The sequence below is a fragment of the Erythrobacter sp. WG genome (genome assembly GCF_026586795.1).
In the GTDB taxonomy this organism is placed as follows: domain Bacteria; phylum Pseudomonadota; class Alphaproteobacteria; order Sphingomonadales; family Sphingomonadaceae; genus Erythrobacter.
This window is the reverse complement of the sequence record NZ_JAPFGY010000037.1, coordinates 1-22,338: the sequence shown is the minus strand read 5'-3', so window position 1 is coordinate 22,338 and position 22,338 is coordinate 1. Positions and strand designations below refer to the sequence as shown.

At 68.7% G+C, this 22,338-nt stretch carries 21 protein-coding genes; 6 read left to right on the top strand and 15 right to left on the bottom strand.

Annotated elements, in window-relative coordinates; all coding sequences use genetic code 11:
• Positions 1-23: 23 nt before the first annotated feature.
• Positions 24-497 carry a hypothetical protein gene (locus tag OPU67_RS14935; protein WP_267621033.1) on the top strand — a complete coding sequence of 158 codons (474 nt, stop codon included), beginning with the start codon at positions 24-26 and terminating at the stop codon, positions 495-497.
• Here OPU67_RS14935 and OPU67_RS14930 read toward each other — a convergent pair.
• From OPU67_RS14930 to OPU67_RS14895, 8 genes are all read right to left on the bottom strand, one after another.
• Positions 455-952, bottom strand: a complete 498-nt coding sequence (locus OPU67_RS14930; RefSeq protein WP_267621031.1) for a hypothetical protein — start codon at positions 950-952, stop codon at positions 455-457. The genes OPU67_RS14935 and OPU67_RS14930 overlap by 43 nt on opposite strands.
• A 223-nt stretch (positions 953-1,175) precedes the next feature.
• Positions 1,176-2,150, bottom strand: a complete 975-nt coding sequence (locus tag OPU67_RS14925) for an NAD(P)H-dependent flavin oxidoreductase (RefSeq protein ID WP_267621029.1) — start codon at positions 2,148-2,150, stop codon at positions 1,176-1,178.
• Between the two features lie 112 nt (positions 2,151-2,262).
• Positions 2,263-2,901 (bottom strand): YceI family protein, encoded by a 639-nt coding sequence (locus OPU67_RS14920; RefSeq protein ID WP_267621027.1) that lies wholly within the window; start codon positions 2,899-2,901, stop codon positions 2,263-2,265.
• Between the two features lie 65 nt (positions 2,902-2,966).
• Positions 2,967-3,347 carry a type II toxin-antitoxin system VapC family toxin gene (locus OPU67_RS14915; RefSeq protein WP_267621025.1) on the bottom strand — a complete coding sequence of 127 codons (381 nt, stop codon included), beginning with the start codon at positions 3,345-3,347 and terminating at the stop codon, positions 2,967-2,969.
• Positions 3,331-3,621, bottom strand: a complete 291-nt coding sequence (locus OPU67_RS14910; RefSeq protein WP_267621023.1) for a type II toxin-antitoxin system Phd/YefM family antitoxin — start codon at positions 3,619-3,621, stop codon at positions 3,331-3,333. The genes OPU67_RS14915 and OPU67_RS14910 overlap by 17 nt, the downstream gene beginning before the upstream one ends.
• Positions 3,622-3,672: 51 nt before the next feature.
• Positions 3,673-5,274 (bottom strand): glutamine-hydrolyzing GMP synthase, encoded by a 1,602-nt coding sequence (guaA, locus tag OPU67_RS14905; protein ID WP_267621021.1) that lies wholly within the window; start codon positions 5,272-5,274, stop codon positions 3,673-3,675.
• Between the two features lie 493 nt (positions 5,275-5,767).
• Positions 5,768-5,965, bottom strand: coding sequence for a hypothetical protein (locus OPU67_RS14900; protein WP_267621019.1), 198 nt, complete (start codon positions 5,963-5,965; stop codon positions 5,768-5,770).
• Between the two features lie 107 nt (positions 5,966-6,072).
• The gene (locus OPU67_RS14895) at positions 6,073-7,626 is read right to left on the bottom strand and encodes a class I adenylate-forming enzyme family protein (RefSeq protein ID WP_267621017.1); all 1,554 of its coding nucleotides are present in this window, start codon (positions 7,624-7,626) and stop codon (positions 6,073-6,075) included.
• 213 nt (positions 7,627-7,839) lie between these two features.
• Between OPU67_RS14895 and gyrB the strand changes: the two genes are divergently transcribed.
• The 3 genes from gyrB to OPU67_RS14880 are packed head-to-tail and all read left to right on the top strand — an operon-like array spanning position 7,840 to position 12,350.
• The gene (gyrB, locus tag OPU67_RS14890; protein WP_267621015.1) at positions 7,840-10,413 is read left to right on the top strand and encodes a DNA topoisomerase (ATP-hydrolyzing) subunit B; all 2,574 of its coding nucleotides are present in this window, start codon (positions 7,840-7,842) and stop codon (positions 10,411-10,413) included.
• A 1-nt stretch (position 10,414) separates the two neighbouring features.
• Positions 10,415-11,554, top strand: a complete 1,140-nt coding sequence (locus tag OPU67_RS14885) for an AI-2E family transporter (RefSeq protein WP_267621013.1) — start codon at positions 10,415-10,417, stop codon at positions 11,552-11,554.
• 4 nt (positions 11,555-11,558) lie between these two features.
• Positions 11,559-12,350, top strand: a complete 792-nt coding sequence (locus OPU67_RS14880) for a M50 family metallopeptidase (protein ID WP_267621011.1) — start codon at positions 11,559-11,561, stop codon at positions 12,348-12,350.
• Between the two features lie 18 nt (positions 12,351-12,368).
• On the opposite strand, the gene OPU67_RS14875 is transcribed toward OPU67_RS14880, so the two are convergent.
• The 5 genes from OPU67_RS14875 to OPU67_RS14855 form a co-directional block, all read right to left on the bottom strand.
• Complete coding sequence (locus OPU67_RS14875) at positions 12,369-13,007, bottom strand: hypothetical protein (RefSeq protein ID WP_267621009.1); 639 nt, start codon at positions 13,005-13,007, stop codon at positions 12,369-12,371.
• 117 nt (positions 13,008-13,124) lie between these two features.
• Complete coding sequence (locus OPU67_RS14870) at positions 13,125-13,922, bottom strand: DUF1295 domain-containing protein (RefSeq protein ID WP_267621006.1); 798 nt, start codon at positions 13,920-13,922, stop codon at positions 13,125-13,127.
• Positions 13,915-14,550 (bottom strand): 1-acyl-sn-glycerol-3-phosphate acyltransferase, encoded by a 636-nt coding sequence (locus OPU67_RS14865; protein WP_267621004.1) that lies wholly within the window; start codon positions 14,548-14,550, stop codon positions 13,915-13,917. The genes OPU67_RS14870 and OPU67_RS14865 overlap by 8 nt, the downstream gene beginning before the upstream one ends.
• A 90-nt stretch (positions 14,551-14,640) precedes the next feature.
• On the bottom strand, positions 14,641-16,290 hold the full coding sequence (locus tag OPU67_RS14860) for a carboxyl transferase domain-containing protein (RefSeq protein WP_267621002.1): 1,650 nt from the start codon (positions 16,288-16,290) through the stop codon (positions 14,641-14,643).
• 3 nt (positions 16,291-16,293) lie between these two features.
• Positions 16,294-17,460, bottom strand: coding sequence for an acyl-CoA dehydrogenase family protein (locus OPU67_RS14855; protein ID WP_324255374.1), 1,167 nt, complete (start codon positions 17,458-17,460; stop codon positions 16,294-16,296).
• A gap of 113 nt (positions 17,461-17,573) precedes the next feature.
• Between OPU67_RS14855 and OPU67_RS14850 the strand changes: the two genes are divergently transcribed.
• Positions 17,574-18,344: an ATP-binding cassette domain-containing protein gene (locus OPU67_RS14850; protein WP_267621000.1), complete on the top strand. Its 771-nt coding sequence runs from the start codon at positions 17,574-17,576 to the stop codon at positions 18,342-18,344.
• Positions 18,344-19,888 (top strand): ABC transporter permease/substrate-binding protein, encoded by a 1,545-nt coding sequence (locus OPU67_RS14845; RefSeq protein WP_267620999.1) that lies wholly within the window; start codon positions 18,344-18,346, stop codon positions 19,886-19,888. Before OPU67_RS14850 ends, OPU67_RS14845 begins: the two co-directional genes overlap by 1 nt.
• A 140-nt stretch (positions 19,889-20,028) precedes the next feature.
• Here the strand turns inward: OPU67_RS14845 and OPU67_RS14840 are convergent, their stop codons facing one another.
• Both OPU67_RS14840 and OPU67_RS16355 read right to left on the bottom strand, forming a co-directional pair.
• A complete protein-coding gene (locus tag OPU67_RS14840) occupies positions 20,029-20,448 on the bottom strand; it encodes a DUF2147 domain-containing protein (protein ID WP_267620997.1) in 420 nt (139 codons plus the stop codon).
• 11 nt (positions 20,449-20,459) lie between these two features.
• The coding region (locus OPU67_RS16355; protein WP_324255373.1) for a class I SAM-dependent methyltransferase at positions 20,460-22,338 on the bottom strand (1,879 nt) is incomplete at its 5' end.

Genomic DNA, 22,338 nt, shown 5'->3' with positions numbered 1-22,338 from the left:
TGACCCCTTGAGGAGATCGTGTCATGACCCGAGTCGCTGCCCTGTCGTGTGCGCTGACCGGCGCTGCCGCCCTCGCGCTCGCCCCCGCCCTGCCCGCCTTCGCGCAAGGACAGGGGGATCTGGAAGCGGGCACCGCCGCGCCCGCGCCGCAGACCAGGGGCGAGAAGCGCCTCGCCAAGCTGCTCGAAGGGCGGGTCGCGGGCACGCCGCAGGCCTGCATCCGCACCCTGCCGCAGGATCGCATGGAGACCCTCGAGGGTGTCGCCTACGTCTACGGCTCGGGCCACACGATCTATGTCCAGCGCACCCGCGATCCGCAGCGCATCAGCGGCAACGACACGCTGGTCACCAACCGCTTCAACGCCACGCAGCTGTGCCGGGTCGACCTGTCGACCACCATCGACCGCTTGACCGGCTTCTTCACCGGCGCTGTGTTCTTCGAGGATTTCGTGCCCTACACGCGGGTGAAGAGCGGCGGCGGCTCGGGCGAAGGTTGAAGGAGGCCACGGGCAGCCGGCGCGGGCCGGCCGGCCGGGTGGCACGCGCGGCACGCACACAGTTCCTCGGCCTTCAAAACGATGCTCGGGCAGGTGGGCTGGCCGCTGACGCCGAGGTAGCGGCACGCCTCCTCGCTTTCCGTGCCCAGCCGCCCGGTCCACAGCGACGCGCTGTCGGCGTCCACCAGCGCACGCTGCGCGCGGCGGTAGGCGACCATGTCGGCGTGAAGCTCTCCGAGCGAATCGGGGCAGTCCGAAGCCGAGCGGCGCTCGATGCGGGCGGCTTCCTGGCATGACCGTTCGTGCGGCACCCGAGCGGGGGCGCCGGGGCCTGGCCGCAGCGTTGCGGTGGGGGACGGCGCCGTGGGCGCGCCGTCTTCCGGCAGTGCCGCATTGCGCAAGGGGCCCTGCCAGCGCCCGAGCGCCCATGCGCCGAGCATCAGACTTGTCATCATACCGCCCAGCGCCGCTGAGCCTCCCCATTCCATCATGTGCAGTCTCCCCGTCCAATTCCCGCCCGGACGGCCGATCCCCGCCATCCGCGCCTACACGGCCTCGCGCCGGGCCGGCCCCTCCAGACTCGGCGTGACGCAGCGCATCGTGCCGCAGTGCAGCACCGAGCGATATGCGGGTGGATACGTAGCGCAGGGCGCGCGCTGTTGTGCCGCGCCTCTTGCCTCAGGCGCGCGCCATCGCCTGCATCCGGGCGATGATGTCCTCGGCCTGGAGCATGATCCGGTCGATCAGCTCCTTGCAGCTGGGGATGTCGTGAATCAGGCCCGCCACCATGCCGCAGCTCCACGCGCCCTCGTCCATCGCGCCTTCGGTCATGATCTTGGGGTAGACCCCGGCGACCTCGGGCAGGATGTCCTGGATGGTGATCGCATCGCCCAGATCCTTCTCCTTCTGGATCAGGCGTTCCACGGCGGCGTTGTTGAGCACGCGCTCGGTGTTGCGCAGGGGCCGCATGACGAGGCGGGTGTCGAGCTCGCTCGCCGCAAGGATCGCCTGCTTGACGTTCTCGTGCACCGGGGCCTCCTTGGTGGCGATGAAGCGGGTGCCCATGTTCATCCCCGCCGCGCCCATCGCGAGGGATGCGACGAGGCTGCGCCCATCGGCCATCCCGCCGGAGGAGACGAAGGGGATCTCCAGCTCGTCCGCCGCGCGCGGGAGCAGGATGAAATTCGGCACGTCGTCTTCGCCCGGGTGCCCGCCGCATTCGAACCCGTCGACGCTCACCGCATCGCAGCCGATCTCCTGCGCCTTGAGGCTGTGGCGCACCGAGGTGCACTTGTGGATCACCTTGATCCCGGCGTCCTTCAAGGGCGGGAGCAGCTCGACCGGATTGCGCCCCGCCGTCTCGACCACCTTCACCCCGCCCTCGATCACCGCCTTGACGAGGCCCGGATAGTCGGGCGGGGTCAGGGTGGGCAAGATCGTCAGGTTCACGCCGAAAGGCTTGTCGGTCATGTCCTTGCAGCGCGCGATCTCGTTCGCGAGCTTCTCAGGCGTGCCTTGCGTGAGCCCGGTGATGATCCCGAGGCCCCCCGCGTTGGACACCGCCGCGGCCATCTCAGCGAACCCGACATAGTGCATCCCGCCCTGGATGATCGGGTGCTCGATGCCGAACATTTCGGTGATCGCGGTCTTCATGGCGTGTCTCTCCCCTCGTGGATGCGTGTGCGGCGCGGAGACAAGCCGGTTTGGCGGGCGCTTTCAACCCCGCTTGTGCAGGCGCAGCGGACCGGCCCCGCGCGCCGTAGCGTCAGGCGCGGGTGAAGGCGAGGATGAAGCTGACCGGCACAGCCGGGCTGATCGACGGGAGCTCCGCCATCGCGCGCAATTCGCCGAGTTCGTCGGTGAGGCCGAACATATCGGTCGACACGATCACCGGCGCGGTCGGCACCACGGTCACGCGGTCTTCGGACACGCGGGTGACGAGCACTTCGGTGGCGACCTCGCCGGTCGCGCCCTTTATCGTGACGCTCGCCTTCAAGGGGCGGACCAGCGCCTGGCCTACCGCAAGGCCTGCAAAGGCAGCCGGATCGAGCTGCGCGGTGACATTCGCCTGCGGATTGTCGGCGACCTGGAAGAAGATGTCGCGCATCCGCTCGTCGCGCAGGTCCGCGCCGGTGTTCACCGAGGCAAGGTCGATGGCGAGGCTCGCCGTCCCGTCCGCCGCGACGCTGCCCGCGAGGCGATCGAAGCGATTGGCCTCGGCGATCTCGCCGGCCTTGATCGAGACGTAGGTAAGCCGCGAGGCCGCAGGGTCGAGTGTCCAGGCCGCCTCGGTCACCGCCGCAGGCGCGGTCGGCGCGTCGGTCGGCGTCGGGGCAGGCTCTGGCCCGGCACAGGCGGCAAGGGCGAGGCAGGCGGCGAAGGAGAGGTAACGAAGCGACCGCATCGGCGATGCGATATGCGATTTGCGCAGGCTGCGGAAGAGGCCGTGATGCGGCGCGGCGCGCAATCTCACTCCCATATGACGCTCACCCCGGGATAGCGCGCGATGTTCGCATCCGCCGTCACCAGCGGCATATCGAGCGCGAGCACATGGGCAATCAGCATCCGGTCGATCGGATCGCGGTGGATCGGCGGGAGCGTGGCGGCGAGCGGCCACAGGGCGGCGGGGAAGTCGAGAATCTCGATGTCGAGCTGCTCGATGATCGGGGCAAGCGGGCCGCTGCCCTTGAAACGGCCACGCTGGTCGAGATCGGGATATTCCCAAGCGGTCACGGCGCTGATGACGAGCCGCGTGTCAGGATCGAGCGCCGCTTCGATCGCGCGTTTCGAGAGGCGTTCGTTGCCCGCAGCCAGCCACACGATCACGTGCGTATCAAGCAGGATTGTCAAACTTGCGCTCGTATTCGTCGGGATCGATCCGGTCGGCCTTCAGCGCCTCGAGGCTGAGATCGGCACCCTTGAACGCCTCCCGGTACATCCCGAAGGCCGCGCGGCGCTTGGCGGCGATCTGTTCGCGGGTGAGCGGCGGGGTCTCGCGCGCCGGGATGATCTCGGCCTCGGGCTTGCCGTCGCGCTGGATGTTCACCCGCTCCCCCGCCTGCACCGCGCGCAGCAGCTCGGACAGGCGGATCCTTGAATCGCCGATGTTGACGTGGATGGCCATGCTTGGCCAAGCCGCCTGGTCAAACTGAGGGGACGAGGCGGCGGCTATGCCTCACTCCCACTCAATCGTGCCCGGCGGCTTGCTGGTGTAGTCGTAAACCACCCGGTTGATGCCCTTCACCTCGTTGACGATGCGGGTCGCGACGCGGGTGAGGAAGGCGGCGTCGAAGGGATAGACGTCGGCGGTCATCCCGTCGGTCGAGGTGACGGCGCGCAGAGCGCAGACCGAATCGTAGGTGCGCCCGTCGCCCATCACGCCCACCGTCTTGACCGGCAGCAGCACCGCGAAGGCCTGCCAGATCGCATCGTAGAGCCCGGCGTTGCGGATCTCCTCGAGATAGATCGCGTCCGCCTTCCTCAGGATGTCGCAGCGCTCCTTGGTGACTTCGCCGGGGATGCGGATCGCGAGGCCCGGGCCGGGGAAAGGGTGGCGGCCGACGAAGGCCTGCGGCAGGCCGAGCTCGCGGCCCAGCTCGCGCACCTCGTCCTTGAAGAGCTCGCGCAGCGGCTCGACCAGCGCCATGTTCATGCGTTCCGGCAGGCCGCCAACATTGTGGTGGCTCTTGATCGTGACGGACGGCCCGCCGGTGAAGCTGACGCTCTCGATCACGTCGGGGTAGAGGGTGCCCTGCGCGAGGAAGTCCGCCCCGCCGATCTTCGCGGCCTCGGCCTCGAAGACGTCGATGAAGGTCTTGCCGATGAACTTGCGCTTGGCCTCGGGGTCGGTGAGGCCCGCAAGGCCGCCGAGGAACTGCGCCTCTACGTCGACATGGACGAGCGGGATGTTGTAATGGTCGCGGAACAGGGTCACGACCTGCTCCGCCTCGCCCAACCGCATCAGCCCGTGGTCGACGAAGACGCAAGTGAGCTGATCGCCGATCGCCTCGTGGATCAGCACCGCGGCGACCGCCGAATCGACCCCGCCCGAAAGGCCGCAGATCACCCGCCTGTCGCCGACCTGCTGCCGGATCTCGGCGATCTTGGTCTGGCGGAACTCGGCCATCGTCCAGTCGCCGGCAAGCCCGCAGACATGGCGCACGAAGTTGGCGATCAGCTTGCCGCCGTCGGGGGTGTGGACCACCTCGGGGTGGAACTGGGTGCCGTAGAAGCGGCGAGCCTCGTCGGCGATCACCGCGAAGGGCGCGCCGTCGCTGACCGCGACGATGTCGAAGCCGGGGGCGAACTGGGTGACCTTGTCGCCGTGGCTCATCCACACCTGGTGGCGCTCGCCCACTTCCCACAGCCCGTCGAACAGCGCGCATTCTGCGGTGACGGTGAGGAAGGCGCGGCCGAACTCGCCGCCCTCCCCGATCTCGTGCCCAGGCTTCACCTCGCCGCCCAGCTGGTGGCTCATCACCTGCTGGCCGTAGCAGATGCCGAGGATCGGCACCCCAGCCTCGAACAGCATCTGCGGCGCACGGGGGGAACCTTCGGCAGGCACGCTGGCGGGGGAGCCGGAGAGGATGATGCCCTTGGGCTTCATGCGCTGGAACGCCGCCTCGGCCTGGGTGAAGGGTGCGATCTCGGAATAGACCCCGGCCTCGCGCACCCGGCGGGCGATCAGCTGGGTGACCTGCGAGCCGAAGTCGACGATCAGGATCGAGTCGGAGCCAGGGGTGCCGCCCGCGAGGGCCTGGGAGGGGTGCGCGCTCATGGGCGCGGATTACGGAGCGCACCGGGTGCTGTCCAGCATCGCTGCGCCATGGCACCCGAAATCGCGCGGGAGGCGGGCGGGGTGCCAGCGGTGGCGATCGTCCCGCCCGGACCAATGTTGCATATTGCGCAACCTTTTTTGGCGTTTTCGCATTTGAATTGAGATGGGTCGAACACCACCTGCCCCCACGAGCGATGCGGCGCCGGGCTCCTCTCTCCATCCCGGCCTCTCCCCAGTGGAGCCATCGCGGCGCGATGCAGCCGAAGACGGCCATCGCCTGCCTGCCCGGCGTGGCAGGAGCGGCGCGCTCTCCCCCCGCGCGCCCCCCTGCCCGCCGCCCCGGCCATCCCCGGCCGGGCGCGCAGCAAAGAGACGCGGCCACCGCACTCCCCCCCTGAACAGGTGGCCGCGTCTCGAGCTGGCACAGGCCTGTGTCGGCGTTTGCCCCGGCTATCCGCGCCAAAATCGATTGCGGTATGCGGAAATTTTCAATCTATGCAGAGATTGAAAATTGCGCGGAACTATGTATATCGAAGCCAAGCCCGGGCGCTTTCCCCTCTCCCCCCCTCGGCAGCGCCCGGGCTCCCAACCACAACAGAACAGGGAAACCATCCATGAACATGATGATCGAAAAGGCCGTCGCGCTGATGCTCGCCGTCGTCCTCAGCGGCACCGCGTTCCAGACGTTCATCGTCTGACGCCCTCGGGCATTGCCTGAGCCGGCAAGCGCACCGCGCAGCTCGATGTTCGGCCCGGCACTCCCGCAGGAGCGCCGGGCCGAGCCGATTCAGGGCTCCGTCATTCCACCCCGCCGCGCCGCGCGGCTTCCTCGCGCAGGTCGGTCTTGAGCAGCTTGCCGATGTGGCTGCGCGGCATCTCCGCGATAGGGTGCAGCGCGGCGAGCCGCTGGGTCTTGCCGAGCCGCGCGTTGACTGCGGCGAGGATCGCGTCGGGTTCCGCCGCGCCATCCTTCAGCACCACGAAGCCGACCGGGCTCTCCCCCCACCTGCGTGAGGGCAGGCCGACCACGGCAGCCTCGACGACCCCCGGTTCCTTGGCGAGCTCGGCCTCCAGATCGCTCGGATAGATGTTGAACCCGCCTGAAATGATCATGTCCTTGGCGCGGCCGACCAGCTCGACGAAGCCCTCCGCATCGACCCGCCCGATGTCGCCCATCCGCATCCACACCTCGCCGGTGGCGGGATCGGTCCACTGCGCCTCGGCGGTCTTGTCGGGGCGGTTCTTGTAGCCGCTCATCATGGTGAGGCTGCGCCCGACGAGGTTGCCCGGCGTGCCCGGGGGCACCTCGCGGTCCTCGTCATCGAGCACCTTCAATTCGCTCCCCGGCGCCGGGCGGCCGACGGTGTGGAGCTTGTCGGGGAATTCGTGGGCCGCGAGCAGGCACACCACGCCGCCCTCGGTCATCGAATAGATCTCGATCAGCCCGCCCGGCATCCGGGCCAGCACCTCGCGCTTCAGCGCGGCGGGGAAGGGCGCGGAGGTGCAGTATTTGAGCTTGAGGCTCGTGAGGTCGAAGGTGTCGAACTCCGCGAAATCCATCAGCCGCTGGTATTGCACCGGCACCAGCATGGTGATGGTGGCGGCGTCGGCCTGCGCATGGGCGAGCCATCGGCCGCAGTCGAACTTGCCCATCACCCTGACGCAGCCGCCGGCCAGCAGCACGGGGAGGAAGGCGACCATCGTGGTGTTCGAATAAAGCGGCGTCGAGGCGAGCGAGCGGACCGCGATCCCCGCAGCCAGATAGCTCTGCGCGGTCGAGGCGAATTGCCGCCAGCGCATCTGATGGGAATGGACGATCCCCTTGGGGATGCCGGTGGTCCCGGAGGAATAGATGATGTTGAACGGGTCCTGCGGCTCCGGCACGAAGTCCGGCGCCCGCGCACCCGGGGGCGCCATCCACTGGTCGATGCTCTCCAGCGGCACGCGGACAAGATCGGCCATGAAATCGGGGCCGAGCTCGGCGGCCTTCGCCGTGTCAATGAACAGGTGGATCGCGCCCGAATCCCTCGCCATGCCTGCAAGCTGCTCGGGCGAGGCACTGGTGGTGAGCGGCGCCGCGACGCCGCCCGCGCGCACCGCGGCAAGAAACACCAGCGCATATTCGACGCTCGATGTGCCGAGGATCGCGACCGATTGGCCGCGCTTCAGCCCGGTCTCCACCAGCCGCGCCGCCAGCCGCTCGACGAGGCCCACCAGCTCGGCCCAGTAAACCTCGCGCTTCTCGTCCCGCAGCGCCAGCTCGTCGCCCTTGAGACGCGACCACGCCATGAGGATTTCGGGGAAGCTGCCGAAGGGTTCGGCGAGGCGGCGCATCATGATCTCGTCATTCATGACACCTTGCATAAATGCGCAAGAGGCCGGCGCAAGGCCCATGCGGGCAGCGTCCGGCCGCCGCGATCCGGGCGGGCGCGGTCCCCTTGCGCCCCCGCCTCGCGAGCCCCGCGCGCCGCCACTCGACCAACCGCCGCCCGCGTTCGTGGAAAAGCGGCGCCCCGGGGCCTCCCGCAGTTGGGTTTCGCGGCCCGAACGCCTATATGCTGCGGCATGAACGACACCACTTCAGACGCTGGCCAGCAGCCGCCTGCCAAGCTTCCCAACACCAACGAATACGGCGCGGATTCGATCAAGGTTCTCAAGGGCCTCGATGCGGTGCGCAAGCGGCCGGGGATGTATATCGGCGATACCGACGACGGATCGGGCCTGCACCACATGGTCTTCGAGGTTTCCGACAACGCGATCGACGAGGCGCTGGCCGGGCATTGCGACCTCGTGCTGATCGAACTGAACCCCGACGGCAGCGTTTCGGTGGAGGACAACGGACGCGGGATCCCTACCGGGATGCACCCCGAAGAAGGCGTCTCGGCGGCCGAGGTCATCATGACCCAGCTGCACGCAGGGGGTAAGTTCGAGAACACCTCGGACGACAACGCCTACAAGGTCTCGGGCGGGCTTCATGGCGTCGGCGTGTCGGTGGTCAACGCCCTCAGCGAATGGCTGGAGCTCACCATCTGGCGCGACGGCAAGGAGCACTGGATGCGCTTCGAGCACGGCGATGCCGTCGCCCCGCTGGAGGTCAAGGGCGAGGCGCCGAAGTCCGACCGCAACGCCGATCCCAATGGCTTCAAGAAGGGCACCCGCGTCACCTTCAAGGCGAGCCACGAGACCTTCAAGAACGTCACCGAGTTCGATTTCGAGAAGCTCGAGCACCGCTACCGCGAGCTCGCCTTCCTGAACTCGGGCGTGCGCATCAAGCTTCGCGACAAGCGGCACGAGGAGCAGCTCGAGCACGATCTCTACTACGAGGGCGGGATCGCGGCCTTCGTGAAGTATCTTGACCGCAACAAGCAGCCGCTGATCCCCGCGCCCATCGCGGTCAGCGCGGAGAAGGACGGGATCGGGATCGACGTCGCGCTCGAATGGAACGACAGCTACTACGAGAACGTCCTCGCCTTCACCAACAACATCCCGCAGCGCGACGGCGGCACGCACCTGTCGGCGTTCCGCGCGGCGCTGACCCGCACGCTCAACAACTATGCCGAGCGGTCGGGGATGCTGAAGAAGGAGAAGGTCAGCCTGTCGGGCGAGGACATGAGGGAGGGCCTCACCGCCATCGTCAGCGTGAAGCTGCCCGACCCGAAATTCTCGAGCCAGACCAAGGACAAACTGGTTTCCTCGGAGGTGCGCTCGCCGCTCGAAACGCTGATGAGCGAGAAGATGACCGAGTGGCTGGAGGAGAACCCCAATGAGGCGCGCGCGATCATCCAGAAGGTGATCGACGCCGCCGCCGCCCGCGAGGCCGCCCGCCGCGCCCGCGAAATGAGCCGCAAGGGCGCGATGAGCGTCGCCTCGCTGCCGGGCAAGCTCGCCGATTGCCAGGAGCGTGATCCGGCGAAGTCCGAGCTGTTCCTGGTCGAGGGCGACTCCGCAGGCGGCTCGGCGAAGCAGGGGCGTGACCGCAAGACGCAGGCGATCCTGCCCTTGAAGGGCAAGATCTTGAACGTCGAGCGCGCGCGCTTCGACCGGATCATTTCCTCCAAAGAAGTCGGCACCCTCATTCAGGCGATGGGCACCGGCATCCGTGACGAGTTCAACCTCGAAAAGCTGCGCTACCACAAGATCGTCATCATGACCGACGCGGACGTCGACGGCGCGCATATCCGCACGCTCTTGCTCACCTTCTTCCACCGCCAGATGCCCGAGATCATCAAGGCCGGGCACCTGTTCATCGCCCAGCCGCCGCTGTTCAAGGTGTCGAAGGGCCGCAGCGAGGTCTACCTCAAGGACCAGGCGGCGCTCGATCGTTACCTCGTTGACGCCGGCCTCCAGGGCCGGGTGCTCGAGACTGCGAGCGGCACCCGCTTTGCCGAGGACCTGCGCGCGCTGGTCGACGGGGCGCTGCGCCTGAAGAACCTCCTCGCCTTCGTGCCGCGCCGCTATGACAGCGGGATCGTCGAGCAGATGGCGCTGGTCGGCGCGCTGGAGCCGGGGCTTTCGGGCGAGGCGCTCGCGGCCGCGCTTGACCGGGCCGCCGGGCGCCTTGGCGCGGGCGACCGTGAGGCGCGCTGGTCGGCCTCCCAGCGCGGGGACGGCACGGTGGTGTTCGAGCGCCTGTGGCGCGGCGTCACCGATGTCCAAGAGATCGACGCGCGGTTCCTGTCCAGCACCGAGGCGCACAAGCTCCACGGCCTCGCCGCCGCGCAGGCCGAGGCCTATGCCAAGCCCGTCAAGCTGGTCCGCGCCGGCGACGCCGCCGAGGAGCCCGAGCCCGAGGCTCCTGCCGAGAGCGATCCGCTTGCCGGCGAAACCGAGGACGCAGGGCCCGCCGCGACCGTGGCTCTCGACGGGACGATCAGCCGTCCGACCCAGCTGCTCGAGGCGATCTTCGCCGCCGGGCGCAAGGGCCTGTCGATCAGCCGCTACAAGGGCCTGGGCGAAATGAACGCCGAACAGCTGTGGGAGACCACGCTCGATCCCGAAGCCCGCGTGCTGCTTCAGGTCAAGGTCGAGGATGCCGACGTCACCGACGAGATCTTCACCCGCCTGATGGGCGACATCGTCGAGCCGCGCCGCGAGTTCATCCAGGACAACGCGCTCAACGTGGCGAACCTCGACGTCTGACATGAACCGTCACGCGCGCCGCACCCAGGACCTGCAACAGGCCAGCTTCCTGATCGTCCTTGCCGTCGTCACCCTGCTGATGACGGTGATCGTGTGGCCGTTCTTCCAGCCGCTGCTGTGGGCGGCGCTGGCGGCGATCATGTTCCAGCCGCTCTACCGCTGGATGCTGCGACAGCTCAAGGGGCGGCGCAATCCGGCGGCGGCGCTGAGCCTCCTTGTGATCTTCCTCGTCGTGATCGGCCCAGCGATCTGGATCGGCTCGCTGGTGGCCGAACAGGCGCTGGTGCTGGTCGGCACCCTCCAGAAGAACCCGCCCAACCTCGCGGCGATCTTCGATGCGGTCTACACCAGCCTGCCGCGCTTCGCCCGCGACGTGGTCGACCGCAACGGCTGGGCCGACGTGACGATGGTCCAGACCCGCATCCAGGACCTCGTTACCCAAAGCGCCGGGCTGATCGCCACCCAGGCGGTGTCGATCGGCAGCGGGGCGCTCTCCTTCTTCCTGTCCTTCGGCGTGGCGCTTTACGTCATGTTCTTCCTCCTGCGCGATGGCGAGCGGATCGGGCGCACCGTGCTGTGCGCCGTCCCGGTGGAGCGCAGCATCGCCGACCGGCTGACCGAGCGGTTCCTCGGCATCGTTCGGGCGACGATCAAGGGCACCGGCGTCGTCGCGCTGGTGCAGGGCGCGCTGGGGTGGTTGACGCTGGTTATCGCGGGCGTGCCTTCGGCGCTATTGTTCGGGGTGATCATGGCGATCTTCGCGCTGGTGCCGGTCATCGGCTCGGGCGCGGTGTGGGTGCCGGCCGGCATCTGGCTGCTGATCTCCGGCCAGACGTGGCAAGGGCTGTTCGTGCTCCTGACCGGGTTCTTCGTCATCTCCTCTGCCGACAACGTGCTGCGTCCGATCCTCGTCGGCCGCGACACCGGCATCCCCGACTGGATCATCCTCGTCACCACGCTGGGCGGCATCAGCCTCGTCGGCTTTTCGGGCATCGTGCTGGGGCCGCTGGTCGCCGGGCTGTTCCTCGCCAGCTGGTCGATCCTGCGCGAACAGCGCGACGCTGACGAGGAGGCGGCGCGCCAGAGCAGCATCCAGGTCGACCGCGCGGGCCACGCGCCCGATCATCCGGCGGCGGACTGACCGGGTGGAGCCGCTGGTCAGACCGGGCTCGCAGGGCGAGGCGATCGGGCGGCTGGTGGTGGCCGGTCTGGTGGTCACCATGCTCCCCGCCCTGCCGTTCGGCGCCTATCTCATCTATCCCTTCACGATCCTTTCCACCTGGTTCCACGAGATGGGCCACGGCTTCGCCGCGCTGGCGACCGGGCAGCATTTCGAACAGCTGGTGATCTTTGCCAACGGTTCGGGCGTGGCCGAGAGCGCGGTCGACCCGCGCGCCTCGGCCTTCGTCTCGGCAGCCATCGCAGCCGGAGGCCCGCTGGCGCCGAGCGCGGTGGGCGCCTTGCTGATCGTCGCCAGCGCCCACCCCAAGGCGTGGCGCGCGGTGCTGTGGCTGTCCGCCGCCGCGATCCTCGCCAGCGTCGGCATCTGGGTGCGCTCGCCCACGGGATGGTGGGCGCTGCCGCTGGTCGCCGCGATCCTCGGCCTCGTCGCCTGGCGCGGATCGCCCGCCTGGCAGCGCTTCACGCTCCAGTTCCTGGGCGTGCTGGGTGCAATGAGTATGCTGCGCGACTGGGACTACCTGTTCAGCGAGCGGGCGGTGATCGGCGGGCAGGCGATGCTCTCGGACACCGGCGCGATCGCTGCGGCGATCGGCCTGCCGCACTGGCTGTGGGCGGGGGTGATCGTGCTGATCTCGGCTGTGATGGTCGGCGCAGCGCTCAAATATGCGCTCGCCGAGAAGCGCCTGCGGCCGCCGCCGCGCAAGCTTCCCGCCAATGTCCTCCAGTTCCGGCGCGATCCGCCCCGGAAGCGCTGACGCCCTCGCGTCTGCGCGTCAGGACGCGACCTTCAGCGCGTTCACGCCCGCCGCATCCGCCCCCGCTTCGCCCGACAGGCCGATGAACATCGTGTCGACGATCCGCGCCAGCTTCTGCTCGGTCAGCTTGTCGCCGAGGTAGATCAGCGCATCGGGCAGGGTGTAGTTCGAGATCATCTGGTTGATCAGCGACAGCGCCTCGTCGATCTCCAGCCCGGCAAAGAAGCCTTCCGCCTGCGCCTCGGCGATCAGCTCGCACAGGTAGTGGTCGGCAAGGTCGACATAGCTCCTCACCCGCTCGAAATTGGCCGCGCCCATCTCGCACAGGGTGTTGAAGAACACCGGATCGGCCCGGAACCGCTCGCGCGAGATGACGAAGCGGCGGCAGAAGAATTCATACATCTTGCGCTGCGGCGGCAGGCTCGAGGCGAGCACCTCCTCCATCACCGCGAGTTGGGGCGCGAACCAGGTCTGCGCGACGGCATCGAAGAGATCGTCGTAATCGGCAAACAGCGATTCGAAGCGCGCGCGGGTCAGGCCGCTTTCGCTCATCGCGACCGACCAGGGCACTTCAGCGCCGCGCTCCTTGACGAGATCGAGGACATGACGCGCGATCCGCTCGCGCTCGGCTTCCCGGGCCGTGTCGGTCAATGGCATATCGCGGTCGCCTCCTTGCGCGCGCAGCATCATAGGCCAAGCGCCGGCCGGCATAAAGGGTCGCTCGTCGATTTTTGTGCGTCGCAGCAAGCGCGCAGGGCTGGTGCCCGGGCCCGCTCAGGCCAGCGGCGGCCAGGGGAAGAAGGCCGAGGTCTTCCTTTCGTAGACCGCGTATTTGTTGCCCTTGGTCTTGTGCAGGTTCTTCTCCAGCAGCGGCACGCCCGACCAGCGGGTGAGCGTGAAGCTGAGGAAGACGGGCCCGATCACGGTCGCCGCGGCATAGCCCCAGCCGGCGGCGGCACAGGTCAGCCAGATGCCCCACCAGGCGCAGAAATCGCCGAAATAGTTGGGGTGGCGGGTGTAGCGCCACAGCCCCTTGTCGAGCACGTAGCCGCGATTGGCGGGATCGGCCTTGAACCGCGAAAGCTGCCAGTCGCCGACCCATTCGAAGAACACGCCGACGCACCACAGCGCAAAGCCGCCCCAGGCGAGCGGGGTGATCGGCGCGGGCGCGGGGCTGGCAAGGATGCCGACCTGCGCGGGGCTCGAGACGAGGAACAGCAGCACCGCCTGCATCAGCCACACCCGGGTCAGGGCATGGCTCGCGAAGCGGCCCTGTTCGCGGGGGCGCTCCAGCATTCGCCGATAGCGCCGGTCCTCGCCCTCGCGGCGCCAGCGCCGGAACAGGTAGATGCCGAGCCGGAAGCCCCAGGCGGCGGTCATCGCCATGATGAGGGTGGCAAGCTCGCTCGCCCCCCCCGGCACGCGCAGCCAGCTGATGACCGCCAGCAAGCCCATCCCCGCACCCCAGAAGGCGTCGATGAAGGAGACGTCGCCGATCTTCACGCTGATCGCCCAGAGGATCAGCACGATGACGATCAGGATGGCGGCGTTGACCGCCAGAAGTTCAAACATCGTTCTTGCCCGCGATGATGTCCCGCGCCTGCTGTTCCAGCACCTTGAACCGCTCGTAATCGGGCAGCTTGGAGCGAAACCATTCGGCGATCTTCAGGAGGTCTTCGCCATAGTTGCCTGTGGGAATCAAGGGCTCGCCGAAACTGACGATCCTTGTGCCATGATCGGCAAAGGCCGGGACAATCGGCACGCCGGCGGCGCGGGCGATGTGATAGAAGCCCGATTTCCACTTGCCGTCGGACTTGCGTGTGCCCTCGCAGGCGATCACCAGCGCAAGGTCATCGCGGCGGGCAAATTCGGCCGCGACCTGCTCCGTGGCGTTCAAGCGGCTGCGACGGTCCACGGACACGCCCCCCATATCCAGCATGAAATTGCGCATCGGCCACTGGAACAGCGTGTGCTTGCCCATGAAGTTGGGGCGGATGCCCTCCTCATGGGTCGCGCCGGTGAAGAACACGAAGTCCCAGTTGGAGGTATGGGGCGCGCCCGCCAGCACAAATTTCTTGAGGTGTTTCGGCAGCGGGTCGACCACCTTCCAGCCCTGCGCATACCAGATCGTGAGGATGATCCGCCGCACGAGGCGCGACAGCAGGGTGGGCGCGCGCACGGGTGCGGCGATCGGTTCCATATGCGACACTGCTTGGCCTCTCCCAAAGGCGAGCCCGCCTTGTGGACTATCATGGGTTAGCTACGCAAGGGGCGGGCAGAGGGTTTCGCGCTACATCCGGAACACGCCGAAGGCGGGCCGCTCAGGGACAGGCGCCTCGAGGCAGGCGGCGAAGGCGAGGCCCAGCACGTCGCGGGTTTGCACCGGGTCGACTACGCCGTCGTCCCACAGGCGGGCGGTGGCGTAGTAGGGGTTGCCCTCGTCCTCGTATTTCTGGCGGATCGGGGCCTTGAAGGCCTCGGCCTGTTCGGGCGTCCAGCTCTCGGCGTCGCGGTGGACGGTGGCGAGGACGGAGGCCGCCTGCTCGCCGCCCATCACGCTGATGCGCGCATTGGGCCAGGTGAACAGGAAGCGCGGGGAGTAGGCGCGCCCGCACATGCCGTAATTGCCCGCGCCGAAGCTGCCGCCGATCACCACGGTGACCTTGGGCACGGTGGCGGTGGCGACGGCGGTGACGAGCTTCGCCCCGTGCTTGGCGATGCCTTCCGCCTCGTATTTCCCGCCGACCATGAAGCCGGAGATGTTCTGGAGGAACAGCAGCGGAATGCGGCGCTGGCAGGCAACCTCGATGAAATGCGCGCCCTTCTGCGCGCTCTCCGAAAACAGCACGCCGTTGTTGGCGAGGATCGCGACCGGCATCCCCCAGATATGGGCGAAGCCGCAGACCAGCGTCGCGCCGTAATGCGCCTTGAACTCGTGGAACTCGCTGCCGTCCACGAGGCGCGCGATCACCTCCTTGACGTCATAGGGCGCGCGCACGTCCTCGGGGATGAGGGCGTAGAGGTCCTCGGCGTCGAACTTCGGCGGGCGCGGCTCCTTCAATCCGTTCGTGTCGAGCGAAGTCGAGACACACCCCAGCCCACGGTTCGCGACGGCGCTCGAACCGAACGGGGAAGCGAGGTGGCTGACGATGTCGCGCACGATGGTGAGCGCGTGCTCGTCATTCTCGGCGAGGTGATCGACCACACCCGATTTCTTCGCGTGCAAGTCACCGCCGCCGAGGTCTTCCGCTGAAATCTCCTCGCCCGTCGCCGCCTTCACCAGCGGCGGGCCGGCGAGGAAGATGGTGCCCTGGTTGCGGACGATCACCGTCTCGTCGGACATGGCGGGGACGTATGCGCCCCCGGCGGTGCAGGAGCCCATCACGCAGGCAATCTGGGGGATGCCGAGCGCGCTCATGTTGGCCTGGTTGAAGAAGATGCGGCCAAAATGGTCGCGGTCCGGAAAGACCTCGGCCTGGTGCGGCAGGTTCGCGCCCCCGGAGTCCACCAGATAGATGCACGGCAGGCGGTTCTCCTGCGCGATCTCCTGCGCGCGCAGGTGCTTCTTGACCGTCATCGGGTAGTAGGTGCCGCCCTTCACGGTCGCATCGTTGCACACGATCATGCACTGCCGCCCCGAGACGCGCCCCACCCCGGTGATGATCGAGGCGCCGTTGACGTCGCCCTCGTACATCCCGTTGGCCGCCAGCTGGCCGACCTCCAGAAAGGGCGAACCCGGGTCGAGCAGCCGCTCCACCCGCTCGCGCGGCAGCAGCTTGCCGCGCGACACGTGCCGCTCGCGATGCTTCTCCGGCCCGCCGAGCGCGGCTTCCGCCACCCGCGCACGCAGCTCCTGCGCGAGAGCGTGGTTGTGCGCGAAGCGGGCCTTGGCCTCGGGGCTATCGCGGTCGAGCTTGGTGGTGAGGGTGGGGGCGGTCATGGCTTACCCCGCCGCCCCGATCAATTCCCGCCCGATCAGCATCCGCCTGATCTCGTTCGTCCCCGCGCCGATGTCGAGCAGCTTGGCGTCGCGCATGTAGCGCTCCACCGGCCAGTCGGTGGTGTAACCCGCGCCGCCCAGCGCCTGCACGCTCTCGGCGGCGACCTTGAAGGCGTTCTCGCTCGCCAGCAGGATCACGCCTGCCGCATCGAAGCGCGTCGTCTGCCCGGCGTCGCAGGCCTTGGCGACCGCATAGGTGTAGGCGCGGGCCGATTGCAGGGCGACATACATGTCGGCGACCTTGGCCTGCATCAGCTGGAAGGAGCCGATGGGCTTCCCGAACTGCTTGCGCTCACGCAGGTAGGGGATCACCGTGTCGAGGCACGCCTGCATGATGCCGAGCTGAAGGCCCGCCAGCACCACGCGCTCGTAATCGAGCCCGCTCATCAGCACGCCGACGCCGCCGCCCACCGGCCCCATCACGCGGTCCTCGGGGATGAAGCAGTCGTTGAAAACCAGCTCGGCGGTGGGCGAGCCCTTCATGCCGACCTTGGAAATCTTCTGGCCGATCGAGAACCCCTCGTCGCCCTTCTCGATCAGGAAGGCGGTGATCCCGCGGCTGCCTGCGCTGCCGTCGGTCTTGGCATAGACCACCAGCGTGTCGGCCTCGGGCGCGTTGGTGATCCAGAACTTGGTGCCGTTGAGAACGTAGCCCCCCTGCACCGCGTCGGCCTTCAGCTTCATCGAGACCACGTCGCTGCCCGCCCCGGCCTCCGACATGGCAAGGCTGCCGACGTGCTCGCCCGAGATCAGCTTGGGGAGATACCGGGCCTTCTGGTCGTCGTTCCCCCAGCGGCGGATCTGGTTGAGGCACAGGTTCGAGTGCGCGCCGTAGCTGAGGCCGACGCTGGCGCTCGCCCGCGACACCTCTTCCACCGCGATCACGTGCTCGAGATAGCCAAGCCCGAGCCCGCCCCATTCCTCCTCGACGGTGATGCCATGCAGCCCCAGTTCGCCCATCGTCTGCCACAGCTCGCGGGGGAAGCGGTCCTCGCGGTCGGTGCGTTCGGCGAGGGGGGCGATCTGTTCGTCGGCGAAGCGGGCGGTGGTGTCGCGGATCATGGTGGCCGCTTCGCCGAGCTGGAAGTCGAAATCGGGGGTCGCGCGCATTTTATGTCCTGCCGGTGAAATGATCGTTCAGAGCGCCCGCATAGCAAGGGCCAGCGCAAAGGCCAATCCGGGACGCTGGCGCAGGCTCACGATCCCCGCTAATCCTCGCGCGGATGGACGCCGCCAAGCCCCTGCTCCGCTTCGAGCGCGTCACGTGCCGGTTCGGCGAGGTCACGGCGGTGGACGGCGTGACCTGCGACATCGCTCAAGGCAGCTTCGTCGCGCTGGTCGGCGCCTCGGGCTCGGGCAAGTCGACGCTGCTCAAGACGGTGAACACCCTCGTCCACCCCAGCGAGGGCCGGGTGCGGTTCGGAGGCGAGGACGTTGCCGCTCTGCCGCCCGCAAAGCTGCGCCGCCGGGTCGGCTATGTCTTCCAGGGCATCGGCCTGTTCCCGCATTTCTCGGTGGCCGAGAACATCGCCATCGGTCCGCGCCTCGCCGGCGAGAAGCTGCCGCCCGAACGGGTCGCCGAACTGCTCACGCTGGTCGAGCTCGACCCTGCTTTCGCCAAGCGGATGCCCGACGAACTTTCCGGCGGGCAGCGCCAGCGGGTCGGCGTGGCGCGGGCGCTGGCAGGGGGTCCGGAGCTGCTCATCATGGACGAGCCCTTCGGCGCGCTCGACCCCGTCACCCGCGACGCGCTGGGGCGCAAGGTGCGCGAGCTGCACGAGCGGCTCGGCCTCACCACCGTCATGGTCACGCACGACATGGCCGAGGCATTGCTGCTCGCCGACCGGGTGCTGGTGATGGACGCAGGGTCAATCGTCACCGACGAGACCCCGCGCGCGCTGCTGGCCGGCGCGGGCGGCGCGGTGGCGCAGCGGCTCGTCAGCGTCCCGCGCGAACAGGCCGAAAAGCTCGCGGTGCTGGAAAGCCGCGCCTGATGGAGGAGATCTGGGACATCCTTCCCGGCCTCGGCGACAAGCTGGCGGCGCACGTCGTCCTGTCGGCGAGCGCGATCGGGCTCGCAATCCTCATTGCCCTGCCGCTGGCGGTGTGGGCCGGACGCTCGCCGCTTGTTTCGCGCCTCGCGCTGAGCCTTGCGAGCCTCGTCCAGACCATCCCCGCGCTCGCGCTGCTGGCGCTATTCTTCCCGCTGCTGCTGAGTCTGCGGGCGGTGTTCGGCGAGGGGCTGCCGACCCTGGGCTTCCTCCCTGCGCTGATGGCGCTGACGCTCTATGCGCTGCTGCCGATCCTGAGGAACGCCGTCACCGCGCAGGCCAATCTCGACCCCGGCGTGCTCGAGGCGGCGGACGGCGTGGGGATGACCCGCTGGCAGAAGCTGGTGCTGGTGCAGGCGCCCTTGTCCGCTCCCTTCATCATGGCCGGGATCCGCACCGCGAGCGTCTGGACAATCGGCGCGGCGACGCTGGCCACCACCATCGGCCAGCCGAGCCTCGGCGATCCGATCTTCGCCGGGCTGCAAACGCAGAACTGGGCGCTGGTACTCGCCGGGTGCTTCGCCAGCGCGGGACTGGCGCTGGCGGCAGACAATCTGCTGTGGGTGATCGAAGTCGGCCTTGCCCGGCGCAGGCGCTGGATGACCTTCGGCGGCATCGGCGTGGTGGCGCTCGGCATCCTCGCCGCGCTGTGGGCGCAAGGCTCGGGCAGCGACGAGCGCCGCATCGTCATCGCCGCCAAGTCCTTCTCGGAACAGTACATCCTCGCCCAGCTGATCGGCCAGCGGCTCGAGGCGGCGGGCTACGCGGTCGAATACCGGGACGGGTTGGGCAGCGCGGTGGTGCATTCGGCGGTGGCCAATTCCTCGGTCGACATTTCGGTCGACTACACCGGCACGATCTGGACCAATTACCTCAAGCGCACCGACAACCCGGGCCGCGAGGCGATGTATGCCACGATCCGCGACTGGGAGGCGCAGAACACCGGGATCAGGGTGCTGGGCCGCCTCGGCTTCGAGAACGCCTATGCCTTCGCGATGCGCGCGGAGCGGGCGCGGTCGCTGGGCGTCACCTCGCTCACGGACCTCGCCGCCAAAGCCCCGCAGCTCACCGTCGGCGGCGACCCGGAGTTCTTCGAGCGGCCCGAGTGGATCGCGGTGCGCGATGCCTACGGGCTCAGGTTCGCGCGCAGCCGCAACTTCGCGCCGACCTTCATGTACAACGCACTCCAGTCGGGCGAGGCCGACGTGATCAGCGCCTACACCTCCGACGGGCGGATCGCGGCGGACCGGCTGGTGGTGCTGGAGGACCCGGCGGGCGCGCTGCCGAGCTACGATGCGATGCTGATGCTCTCCCCGCGCATCGCGCAGGACCGGGGCGTGGTGGCCGCGCTCGAGCCGCTGATCGGCGCGATTGGCGTCGAGGCGATGCGCGAGGCGAACTTCGCGGTCGACCGCGAGGATGCGGGCAAGCTGACGCCGAAGCAGGCGGCGGAGACGTTGGCGAAGAAGGTGGGGCTAACGAAGTAGGCCCACCCCCAACCCCTCCCGCAGGCGTGAGGGGAGCGGGTCGCTCAAGATCGGTCGCACACGACCGCAAGCGCGCCCGCAGCGACGCGGCCGTCAGGCCGTGTGAGCGAGGATAAGGCACGCCGGAGGGCGTGCCACAATCAGGACGCCTTCTTCCACACCTGCGTCTGGCACAGGAAGCCGACGCAGCCCTTGACCTCGAGCGTGGCAGCGTCCTTGCGGCGCACCTCGGAGGTGTAGGTCTTGCCCGACTTGGGGTCGTAGACCTGACCCTTCCACAGCGCATCGGCGGCGGTTAGCCCGGTCAGGACCGGGGTGCCGATCAGCTTGCGCGTGCGCTTGGCAGGATCGGAATTGTTGACGTCGCGCTGGTCCTTGCCGCCCTTGGGGAGGATCAGGAACCGCTCGATCGTCCCGCACAGCGCCTTGCCGCACTTCGCGATGTTGACCACCGCATCCTTTTCCGCCGTGACCCAGCGGCCGGTGATCGGCTCGGCCGCCGCGGCCGGAACGGCGAACGCGGCGAGGGCAAAAGTGAGTGCAACCGCTACGGTCTTCATCGTCGTCATCCTTATTCAAATCCCACACCGAACGGCCAGCGCCGCCCGCAGATCCCGAGCACCTTGAACAGGGTGCCCATCTGGCTGTCCTCGACCAGCCGGTCGCGCTGGCGCTTGATGACCTGCGCTTGCCCGGGGTTGCGCCGCTGGAGCGCCTCGGTGCGCGTGTCGATGCCCATCTGGCGCAGCCATTCGCCCTGGTACTGGAGGCCCATCAGGTCCGCCCCGTTCTCCTGCGCGACATGGGCGAGCAGCTCGAAATCGACGTGCGCGGTGATGTCCGCCTCGCCGGGGTGAGCGAAGATGTCGACCTTCTTGTGCGCCTTCAAGGCCTGCACCGTCGAGCCCGAGCGCAGCTCCATGTGGCCGTAATCGATCACCAGCGCCGCCCCGCCCTGGTCGCGCAGGCGCCGGGCGATCTCGGCCATCAGCGCGACGCTTGCCGGGCTCGTCTCGATCATCGCGCCCTGCGCGGCGCTGACCCAGCTCGGCGGCACGATGTGATCCATCCGCTCGGCTCCGGCGACGAAGGTGAAGTTGTCGCCATCGAGCCCCACCATGCGATCGAACCAGCCGACCGCCGAGCGCACCAGCTGATGGACGGGGAGCGCATCGAAGAACTCGTTGGCGACGATCAGCAGCGGCGCGTCGTCGGGCAGGGTCGACAGGTCATGGTGGTGGTGGCAGCCGGGGAAGGCCTCGCGCTGGATCTTGCGCAGCGCCGCCGAGGTTTCGACGAAGTGGATCTCCGGCGCGAAGTCGTAGCGCCCCGCCGCGCCCAGCGCATCTTTCGCCAGCGTGCCGCGCCCGGGGCCGAGCTCCACATAGTGGATGCGCTTGCGGCTTCCCATCCGCACCCACAGGTCCGCGAGCCACAGCCCGATCAGCTCGCCGAACATCTGGCTGATCTCGGGCGCGGTGATGAAATCGCCCTGTTCGCCCAAGGGATCGCGGCTGGCGTAGTAGCGCGCGTTGCTCTCGCCCATGAAGTGCGCGAGGCTTACGGGTCCGGTCTCGCGGATCAGGCGGCGCAAGCTGGCGCCGACATCGACGCTGGCACGGGCGAGCATCTCGGCCTCGAGCCGGGCCTGCTCGGCGTCGGCGGCCTCTTCCGCCTCGCGGCGGGCCTGTTCCTCGGCGGCAAGGCGCGCGGCCTCGGCGGCGGCGGCGGCTTCCTCGGCTTCGCGGCGGGCCTGTTCTTCGGCGGCGATGCGCGCGGCTTCTTCGGCCTCCGCCCGGGCCTTCGCTTCGGCTTCCGCACGCGCCCTGGCTTCTGCTTCCTTGCGCGCCTGCTCCTCTGCCGCCTTGCGTGCCGCTTCCTCGGCTTCGCGGCGCGCCCTTTCCTCCGCTTCGGCCTTCGCGCGGGCCTCGGCCTGCGCGCGGGCGCGGGCTTCGGCTTCGGCGCGGGCCTTGGCTTCGGCAGCGAGACGGGCCTTCTCTTCGGCCTCGGCCTTGGCCTTGGCGCGGGCGGCAGCCTCGGCTTCGCGGCGAGCCCTGGCTTCGGCCTCGCGGCGCGCCTTCTCCTCGGCAGCGGCGCGGGCGCGCGCCTCCGCCTCGGCCTTCGCGCGGGCTCTGGCTTCGGCTTCGGCGCGGGCGCGGGCGTCGGCCTCGGCCTTACGGCGCGCCTCCTCTTCGGCGCGCGCCTTCGCCTCGGCTTCGGCCTTGGCGCGGGCGCGGGCTTCGGCTTCGGCGAGCTTCCTCGCGCGGGCTTCGGCGGCGGCCTTTTCGCGCGCCTCGCGTTCGGCCCGGGCGCGCGCCTCGGCCTCGGCCTTCTCTCGCGCGAGGGCTTCCTTGGCGAGGCGGGCGCGGTCGGCGGCTTCGGCGCGGGCGCGGGCGATCTCATCGGCCCGGGCCTGCGCGGCGGCATCGGCCCGGGCGCGGGCTTGGGCG

What these genes read in the sequence shown, in the direction of transcription:
- OPU67_RS14875 (WP_267621009.1), bottom strand. Translation starts at nt 13,007, where the DNA reads ATGCCATTGACCGACACGGCCCGGGAAGCCGAGCGCGAGCGGATCGCG.
- OPU67_RS14870 (WP_267621006.1), bottom strand. Translation starts at nt 13,922, where the DNA reads ATGTTTGAACTTCTGGCGGTCAACGCCGCCATCCTGATCGTCATCGTG.
- OPU67_RS14850 (WP_267621000.1), top strand. Translation starts at nt 17,574, where the DNA reads ATGGACGCCGCCAAGCCCCTGCTCCGCTTCGAGCGCGTCACGTGCCGG.
- OPU67_RS14900 (WP_267621019.1), bottom strand. Translation starts at nt 5,965, where the DNA reads ATGAACGTCTGGAACGCGGTGCCGCTGAGGACGACGGCGAGCATCAGC.
- OPU67_RS14930 (WP_267621031.1), bottom strand. Translation starts at nt 952, where the DNA reads ATGATGACAAGTCTGATGCTCGGCGCATGGGCGCTCGGGCGCTGGCAG.
- OPU67_RS14865 (WP_267621004.1), bottom strand. Translation starts at nt 14,550, where the DNA reads ATGGAACCGATCGCCGCACCCGTGCGCGCGCCCACCCTGCTGTCGCGC.
- OPU67_RS14920 (WP_267621027.1), bottom strand. Translation starts at nt 2,901, where the DNA reads ATGCGGTCGCTTCGTTACCTCTCCTTCGCCGCCTGCCTCGCCCTTGCC.
- OPU67_RS14885 (WP_267621013.1), top strand. Translation starts at nt 10,415, where the DNA reads ATGAACCGTCACGCGCGCCGCACCCAGGACCTGCAACAGGCCAGCTTC.
- OPU67_RS14860 (WP_267621002.1), bottom strand. Translation starts at nt 16,290, where the DNA reads ATGACCGCCCCCACCCTCACCACCAAGCTCGACCGCGATAGCCCCGAG.
- OPU67_RS14895 (WP_267621017.1), bottom strand. Translation starts at nt 7,626, where the DNA reads ATGAATGACGAGATCATGATGCGCCGCCTCGCCGAACCCTTCGGCAGC.
- guaA (WP_267621021.1), bottom strand. Translation starts at nt 5,274, where the DNA reads ATGAGCGCGCACCCCTCCCAGGCCCTCGCGGGCGGCACCCCTGGCTCC.
- OPU67_RS14840 (WP_267620997.1), bottom strand. Translation starts at nt 20,448, where the DNA reads ATGAAGACCGTAGCGGTTGCACTCACTTTTGCCCTCGCCGCGTTCGCC.
- OPU67_RS14855 (WP_324255374.1), bottom strand. Translation starts at nt 17,460, where the DNA reads ATGCGCGCGACCCCCGATTTCGACTTCCAGCTCGGCGAAGCGGCCACC.
- OPU67_RS14910 (WP_267621023.1), bottom strand. Translation starts at nt 3,621, where the DNA reads ATGGCCATCCACGTCAACATCGGCGATTCAAGGATCCGCCTGTCCGAG.
- OPU67_RS14935 (WP_267621033.1), top strand. Translation starts at nt 24, where the DNA reads ATGACCCGAGTCGCTGCCCTGTCGTGTGCGCTGACCGGCGCTGCCGCC.
- gyrB (WP_267621015.1), top strand. Translation starts at nt 7,840, where the DNA reads ATGAACGACACCACTTCAGACGCTGGCCAGCAGCCGCCTGCCAAGCTT.
- OPU67_RS14845 (WP_267620999.1), top strand. Translation starts at nt 18,344, where the DNA reads ATGGAGGAGATCTGGGACATCCTTCCCGGCCTCGGCGACAAGCTGGCG.
- OPU67_RS14925 (WP_267621029.1), bottom strand. Translation starts at nt 2,150, where the DNA reads ATGAAGACCGCGATCACCGAAATGTTCGGCATCGAGCACCCGATCATC.